Genomic DNA, 6689 nt, shown 5'->3' on the forward strand with positions numbered 1-6689 from the left:
TTAAAAACCGCCCGAAGGCGGTTTGTGCTCATTCACGATTAGAATTCGTAGCCAACGTTGATATAGTACGCTCGCTCTGCAGCAGGGTAACCTTTTGCCATCTCATACTCTTCATCAAGTAGATTATCGATACGAGCACTAATAGAGGTCGACTCATTCGGATAGTAAGTCACTGCCGTATCAACCAACGAGTAAGAAGAAAGCGTAATATCTTGTGAAGGCCAAGTGCTGTAATCCACATCTGGACGCTTACCGACGTACTGATAGCTAACCGACCAATCCACTTTATCGAAGCTCACTAAAGCATTCCACTTATACATTTCTTTAGCGCGACGCTGCAACTGATGCCCTTTATCGTCTTCAGCATCTTTGTAATCTGCACTCAACTGGTGCTGCACAATCCCTGTATCAAACTCAGCAACAAGCTCCACACCTTGGATATGTGTTTCACCATCGACATTCAAATATTTGTATGTGGTTGGATGGTAATCGATAAGATTCGTGATTTTATAGTCATAACCCGTTACGGACCAAAAAACGCCTTGGACATCACCGCTGAATGCTAGCTCCCAAGCATCTGACTCTTCCGGCTTAAGATCTTTCTCACCGTATGTTGGGTCATACTGTTGATATAGGTTTGGAGCCTTAAACGCAGTACCAAAAGAAGCTTTAACCCCAAACTCTGGCACAAACTGGTAACCAGCCGCTAAGCTGTAAGTGAACTCACTACCGTATTCTTCGTTATCATCAAGGCGAGCACTGCCCTCAAGCATTGCTTTATCAATACTGGTGGTTGCCATACCAAACAGAGCGCCATTGGTACGATCAAACGTTTTATTCGCACTCTTGTCTTTATAAGACTCATTACGCCAGTCAATACCACCAGCAAACGTCGTATTGTTGTTTAGCAAGTAACTGTTGGTCCACTGGACATTTTGCTGCTCAAGTTCATCTTCAGTACCTGAGTGTTTGCCTTTTGCTTGCTCATAGTTCCAAGACTTCTGTTTCTGTGCTGTTACTTGTAGTTCTGACATCACATTATCAGACTGATACTTACCGCCCAGAGTGACAGAAAGATCGTCTTTTTCTGCTTCGTAGTAACCGCGACTGCCGTAGCTGCTGTCATATTGATAAACATTTTCGTAAGCACGCAGGTTACCAAATGCAGACCACTGGTCATTGAAGTTATGCACGTAACCTAGCAGACCATTCTTTGTATCAAAGCCATGGCGATCACCGTCATTAACTCCCGGTACAGGACGAACGTTATAACCATCATCACTTTCACTACCAAGCGCGATATTTAGCTGGCCGCTCTCTGTGACTTTAATACCAGATGCCACACTCAATTCCTGGTAATCTAAGCTGCCTAAACCCGCACTTAACTTCGTTCCTTCTTCGTCAGCACGCGCAATGGTGATGATATTGATCACGCCACCAATCGCTTCTGAGCCGTAAAGTGACGCACGCGCACCACGCACGTACTCAATACGTTGAACGTAAGTAAGTGGGATTTGGTTAAAGTCCACAGCGCCCTTCGCTGCTCGTGCAAAACGTACGCCATCAACCAGTACTAAAACTTGGTCGGAACTGGTTCCACGAACAAATAAAGACGCTAACTGACCACGACCACCATTTTGTGAAACTTGAATCCCCGTAAGACGACGCAATACATCTGGTAGGGTTTTCGCTTGAATGCGATCGATGTCTTGTCGAGTAACTACTTCGACATCTGCCAACGTACGGCTTTCGGCTTGCTCAAAACGGTTTGCCGTAACAACGATGGTTTCGTCAGTGGAGGTTTCCTGGGCCTGTAGATAAGAGACAGGTGAAAGCAGCGATGCCAAAGTGATCGCCAGTGCGGATTTTCTCATTGTATTGTCCTAAATCGCGTAATTCCTTCCGAGCCCTGTCATCATGACAGTCCAGTGCTGTGGCTCAGTTGTTGGCAGGTATTCGGACTCAAGAGCACGGGTGTACCGCCTACTTGCTCGACTTCCCACATAAACTAATGCAGTGTCTGATGAGCGTTCGTTCTCTTTTACCGCTGCGCGTCAGTTCTGGATTCACACCAGATTCCCATTTCAGCCATCTAGATTGCTAGATAGCACCAACTTGAGGCAAATATTATTCAGCTATTGATTATTTGTCCAGCCAATATTGCCCTTAGAAGTTGTAACGTTTTGATTGGTTTTGCTTTCTACTCTGCCTGTACGCACTATCTTTAAATCAATTCCAGTACAAAACTGGACATCCTATTGAGATTGAATAAAATCTGCGCTCTTAAATTGAATGCACCATAAAAGGTAAGATCATGGCTACTCTTGATGTAAACCCACAACGCTACCAAGAACAACTGGCTGAAAAAGTCGAACGTCTCACTGATATGTTCGCGCCATACAACGTGCCAGAACTGGAAGTGTTTGAATCACCAGAGCAGCATTACCGTATGCGTGCTGAGTTCCGTGTTTGGCATGAAGGTGAAGACCTGTACTACATCATGTTCAACCAAGAGACTCGTGAGAAATACCGCGTAGACCAATTCCCAGCAGCCAGCCGTCTGATCAACGATTTGATGCCGCTATTGGTTGAAGCGATGAAAGACAACGACTCACTACGTCGTAAACTGTTCCAAGTGGATTTCCTATCGACGCTAAGTGGTGAGATTCTGGTTTCACTCCTTTACCATCGCCAACTTGATGAAGAGTGGATTGAAAACGCGAAAGCCCTTAAACAGCGTTTAAATGATGAAGGCTTCAATCTAAACATCATTGGTCGTGCTCGTAAGATGAAGATTGTCCTAGACCGCGACTACGTGATCGAGAAGCTCGATGTAAATGGTCAAAGCTACATCTACCAACAAGTAGAGAACAGCTTCACTCAGCCGAACGGCAAAGTCGCAGAGAAGATGCTGGAATGGGCGGTCGACTGTACCCAAGAAAGCACTGGTGACCTACTAGAACTTTACTGTGGTAACGGTAACTTCTCGCTGGCGTTGGCACAGAATTTCGACCGCGTACTGGCAACTGAGCTAGCGAAGCCATCTGTGGTATCTGCACAGTACAACATCGCTGCCAATAAGATTGATAACGTACAAATCCTACGTCTATCAGCAGAGGAATTTACTCAAGCGATCGAAGGTAAGCGTGAATTCCGTCGTCTACAAGATGCAGGTGTAGATCTGAAGAGCTACAACTGCAATACGATTTTTGTCGACCCACCACGTGCTGGGATGGATGTCGATACTTGTAAAATGGTGCAAGGTTACGAGCGCATCATGTACATCTCTTGTAACCCTGAGACTCTAAAAGAGAACTTGGACACTCTATGCGAAACACACAACGTAACGCGTTTTGCTCTGTTTGACCAATTCCCTTATACCCACCACATGGAAGCGGGCGTGCTATTGGAACGCAAAGCGTAACCCACCGCGTCAAATACAAAAAAAGCGAGCTCAATGGCTCGCTTTTTTTAATTTGATTCGTTTTGCTTATTCCGCAGAAGTCTTCTTGCTGACAAAACCTAGCTTCTTACCAATCCATGCGAGTAAAATCATTGAAACCATGATCGCAAAGAAGTTTGAGCCTGCTTCTGGGTATTGCGCTTTAATAAACGCAGAGTGACCAAACGCACCTACGAAGAAACACGCCAAGCCAACTAATGGGATATCTTCTGATACCGGATTATTTAGGTACTCTTGGTAAAGAGCTTGTACAGCCAGTACGAGTGCAATCAATGGGAAGATTGAAAACGATACTTCACTCATGGTCAACCATGACAACAAAGCATCACCACACATACCTGCAACCAGTGCCAAAATCAGCGTTTTCTTTTCAGATTTATTTCCATTCGACATTATTCTATCCCGCCTTTTAATCGGTTACGTTCACGTTCTTTGCGATACCAATAGGCCCCTTTGGCTATCATTCGCAATTGCATGATCAATCGCTCGGCGAGTTCATCGCGCTCACGTCGATCTAAATCTAAAGCTTCAGCCCCCGAACTGAAAACCAAAGTCACAGACGCTTCTGCTTGAGTATACGCCTCTTCTCTGGTCACGCCGGTGCTCATTAAATACTCGGTTAATTCTGCCGCAAAATGCTGGATTTCTCGAGCAACAGCGGTACGAAATTCAGCAGAAGTGCCGGAGCGCTCACGCAACAACAAACGAAAAACGTTCGGACTACTTTCAATGAATTCCATAAAGGTTTCGACCGAGGTACGAATTACGCTACCTTCTTTCACAATACGTTGACGCGCCTGACGCATCAGTTGGCGTAGTAACAAACCGCCTTCATCGACCATGGTTAAGCCTAGCTCATCCATATCTTTGAAATGACGGTAAAAAGAAGTCGGTGCAATCCCTGCCTCTCGGGCGACTTCTCGCAAGCTAAGGCTGGAAAAGCTGCGATCCGCACTTAATTGACTAAATGCCGCATCGATCAATGATCGACGTGTCTTCTCTTTTTGCTGTGCGCGGATTCCCATCGATTTCATTCTTAACTTGCTCTTTTTCTGTAGGGTACAAGAGCCTCAATATAACGCAATTTGCTCCTACGGAGAAAGATATGTTGCTTCGCTCGCTCTGAGCGCCGAGAACGTTACTATTGGCATGCATCTAATTGCAATGTTCTCGATGCAATTTATAGACATACAACATACCAAATCATCCTTTTGGTCGATTCTGCGTGATCACTTCCACTCTCTAACAGGCATGACGTGTACCAATAGAGTAAATGAGTTAAAATCGCGCTAAAGCAATGTTAAGCAAATATAACAAGGAAGGCATCATGGCGCATGTTAATCACTATGACGTGATCGTAATCGGTAGTGGCCCTGGCGGAGAAGGGGCTGCAATGGGATTAACCAAAGCGGGACTGAATGTTGCCATTGTCGAGAAAGAAAGCAGTGTCGGCGGCGGTTGTACTCACTGGGGTACTATTCCATCAAAAGCACTGCGTCATGCCGTTAGCCGCATCATCGAATTTAATAGCAACCCGCTATTTTGTCGAAACAACACCAGCGTTCATGCAACATTTTCTGACATTTTAGGTCATGCTAAATCGGTCATTGATAAGCAAACTCGACTTCGTCAGGGCTTTTATGACCGTAACTCATGCACACTTTTGTTCGGAACCGCGCGATTTATCGATAACTACTCAATTGCAGTGATGCAAAGCGACGGTACAGAAGAAATCTATTCTGCGGATAAGTTTGTCATCGCGACGGGCTCTCGCCCGTATCAGCCTAACGACGTAGATTTCTTGCATGAGCGCATCTACGACAGTGATTCCATTTTGAGCCTGAAACACGACCCTCGCCATATCATCATTTACGGTGCGGGCGTTATCGGTTGTGAGTACGCCTCTATCTTCCGCGGCCTTGGAGTGAAAACCGACCTTATCAATACCCGCGACCGCTTGTTGGAGTTTTTGGATAACGAAGTGTCAGATGCGCTGTCTTACCACTTCTGGAACAGCGGTGTGGTAATTCGTAATGATGAGACCTATGAAAAAATCGAAGGCACAGAAGATGGCGTGATTATTCACCTACAATCTGGCAAGAAGATGAAGGCAGACTGCTTGTTGTATGCGAATGGTCGAACAGGTAACACCGATAAGTTGAATTTGGGTGCAGTGGGTCTGGAAGCGGACTCTCGCGGACAACTAAAAGTAAACCGTAACTACCAAACCGATATCGAACACATTTACGCTGTAGGCGATGTCATCGGTTACCCTAGCCTTGCAAGCGCCGCTTATGACCAAGGGCGATTTGTCGCACAAGCCATTACGAAAGGTCAGGCAGAAAACTACCTGATTGATGATATTCCAACGGGTATCTACACCATCCCAGAGATTAGCTCTGTGGGTAAAACCGAGCAAGAGCTAACAGCTGCGAAAGTACCGTATGAAGTAGGACGCTCTTCGTTCAAGCATCTAGCTCGTGCACAGATCGCAGGGAAAGACATCGGTAGCTTGAAGATATTGTTCCATCGTGAAACCAAAGAAATTTTAGGGATTCACTGTTTTGGCGAACGTGCCGCGGAAATTATCCACATCGGTCAAGCCATTATGGAGCAAAAAGGCTCAGCGAATACCATCGAGTATTTCGTCAATACCACCTTCAACTATCCAACAATGGCCGAAGCGTATCGTGTCGCTGCGTTGAATGGTTTGAACCGCTTGTTCTAATCTATGCTTCTTGATAGCAGACAGAAAAACAGCAGGCTTGGACCTGCTGTTTTTATATCAACATTGTGCTAGGAAGGTATCCTTGTGCCATTGGTAGAGAAAGATAACCCCTAAACCAATACCCCGCATCAACATAAAGCTCGTCATTGCAAACCACAGCGCGTGATTTTCCCACTCGGCGAATAAGTAAAAGACAACGAAGAAACTGCTGGTCGCGACAAACATACTATTGCGCATGTCTTTGCCTTTGGTTGCACCGACAAAAATGCCATCCAATAGAAAGCACCACATCGACGCAAGTGGCATCACCACCAGCCAAGGTAGATACACCGCTGCTTGCTGTTGGACCGTCTCAATTGAAGTGATCATGGCGATCAACTCCGATCCCGCCAAACCAAAGAGCGCGGTCAGTCCTAAGCAAATAACCAAACTCCAAAAGAAAGTGCCGACAAGCGATGCACTCAATTGTTGCCTATCTTTGGCACCAATCGCCTTCCC

General features: G+C 45.8%; 6 protein-coding genes and 1 riboswitch. Of the genes, 2 read left to right on the forward strand and 4 right to left on the reverse strand.

Annotation, left to right across the window (positions count from 1 at the left end):
• Nucleotides 1–38: 38 nt before the first annotated feature.
• Nucleotides 39–1874 (reverse strand): TonB-dependent vitamin B12 receptor, encoded by a 1836-nt coding sequence (btuB, locus tag IQR33_RS30210; RefSeq protein ID WP_053350805.1) that lies wholly within the window; start codon nucleotides 1872–1874, stop codon nucleotides 39–41.
• A 55-nt stretch (nucleotides 1875–1929) separates the two neighbouring features.
• Nucleotides 1930–2130, reverse strand: a riboswitch (cobalamin riboswitch).
• Nucleotides 2131–2314: 184 nt separating this feature from the next.
• Between btuB and trmA the strand changes: the two genes are divergently transcribed.
• Nucleotides 2315–3424 (forward strand): tRNA (uridine(54)-C5)-methyltransferase TrmA, encoded by a 1110-nt coding sequence (gene trmA / locus IQR33_RS30215; protein ID WP_017636070.1) that lies wholly within the window; start codon nucleotides 2315–2317, stop codon nucleotides 3422–3424.
• Between the two features lie 66 nt (nucleotides 3425–3490).
• Here trmA and IQR33_RS30220 read toward each other — a convergent pair whose 3' ends face one another.
• Nucleotides 3491–3856, reverse strand: coding sequence for a YijD family membrane protein (locus IQR33_RS30220; RefSeq protein WP_005378634.1), 366 nt, complete (start codon nucleotides 3854–3856; stop codon nucleotides 3491–3493).
• Nucleotides 3856–4497, reverse strand: a complete 642-nt coding sequence (gene fabR, locus IQR33_RS30225; RefSeq protein WP_005378632.1) for an HTH-type transcriptional repressor FabR — start codon at nucleotides 4495–4497, stop codon at nucleotides 3856–3858. Before fabR ends, IQR33_RS30220 begins: the two co-directional genes overlap by 1 nt.
• A 263-nt stretch (nucleotides 4498–4760) precedes the next feature.
• On the opposite strand from fabR, the gene sthA reads away from it, so the two are divergent.
• On the forward strand, nucleotides 4761–6191 hold the full coding sequence (gene sthA, locus IQR33_RS30230; RefSeq protein WP_005389689.1) for a Si-specific NAD(P)(+) transhydrogenase: 1431 nt from the start codon (nucleotides 4761–4763) through the stop codon (nucleotides 6189–6191).
• A gap of 57 nt (nucleotides 6192–6248) precedes the next feature.
• Here sthA and IQR33_RS34890 read toward each other — a convergent pair.
• The coding region (locus IQR33_RS34890; RefSeq protein ID WP_265575815.1) for an MATE family efflux transporter at nucleotides 6249–6689 on the reverse strand (441 nt) is incomplete at its 5' end.

The organism is Vibrio sp. OPT46 (assembly GCF_015163535.1).
Taxonomy (GTDB): Bacteria; Pseudomonadota; Gammaproteobacteria; order Enterobacterales; family Vibrionaceae; genus Vibrio; species Vibrio alginolyticus.

Excerpts from the sequence above, each read along its gene's own strand:
- trmA (WP_017636070.1), top strand. The coding sequence starts at position 2,315 with ATGGCTACTCTTGATGTAAACCCACAACGCTACCAAGAACAACTGGCT.
- IQR33_RS30220 (WP_005378634.1), bottom strand. The coding sequence starts at position 3,856 with ATGTCGAATGGAAATAAATCTGAAAAGAAAACGCTGATTTTGGCACTG.
- sthA (WP_005389689.1), top strand. The coding sequence starts at position 4,761 with ATGTTAAGCAAATATAACAAGGAAGGCATCATGGCGCATGTTAATCAC.
- btuB (WP_053350805.1), bottom strand. The coding sequence starts at position 1,874 with ATGAGAAAATCCGCACTGGCGATCACTTTGGCATCGCTGCTTTCACCT.
- fabR (WP_005378632.1), bottom strand. The coding sequence starts at position 4,497 with ATGAAATCGATGGGAATCCGCGCACAGCAAAAAGAGAAGACACGTCGA.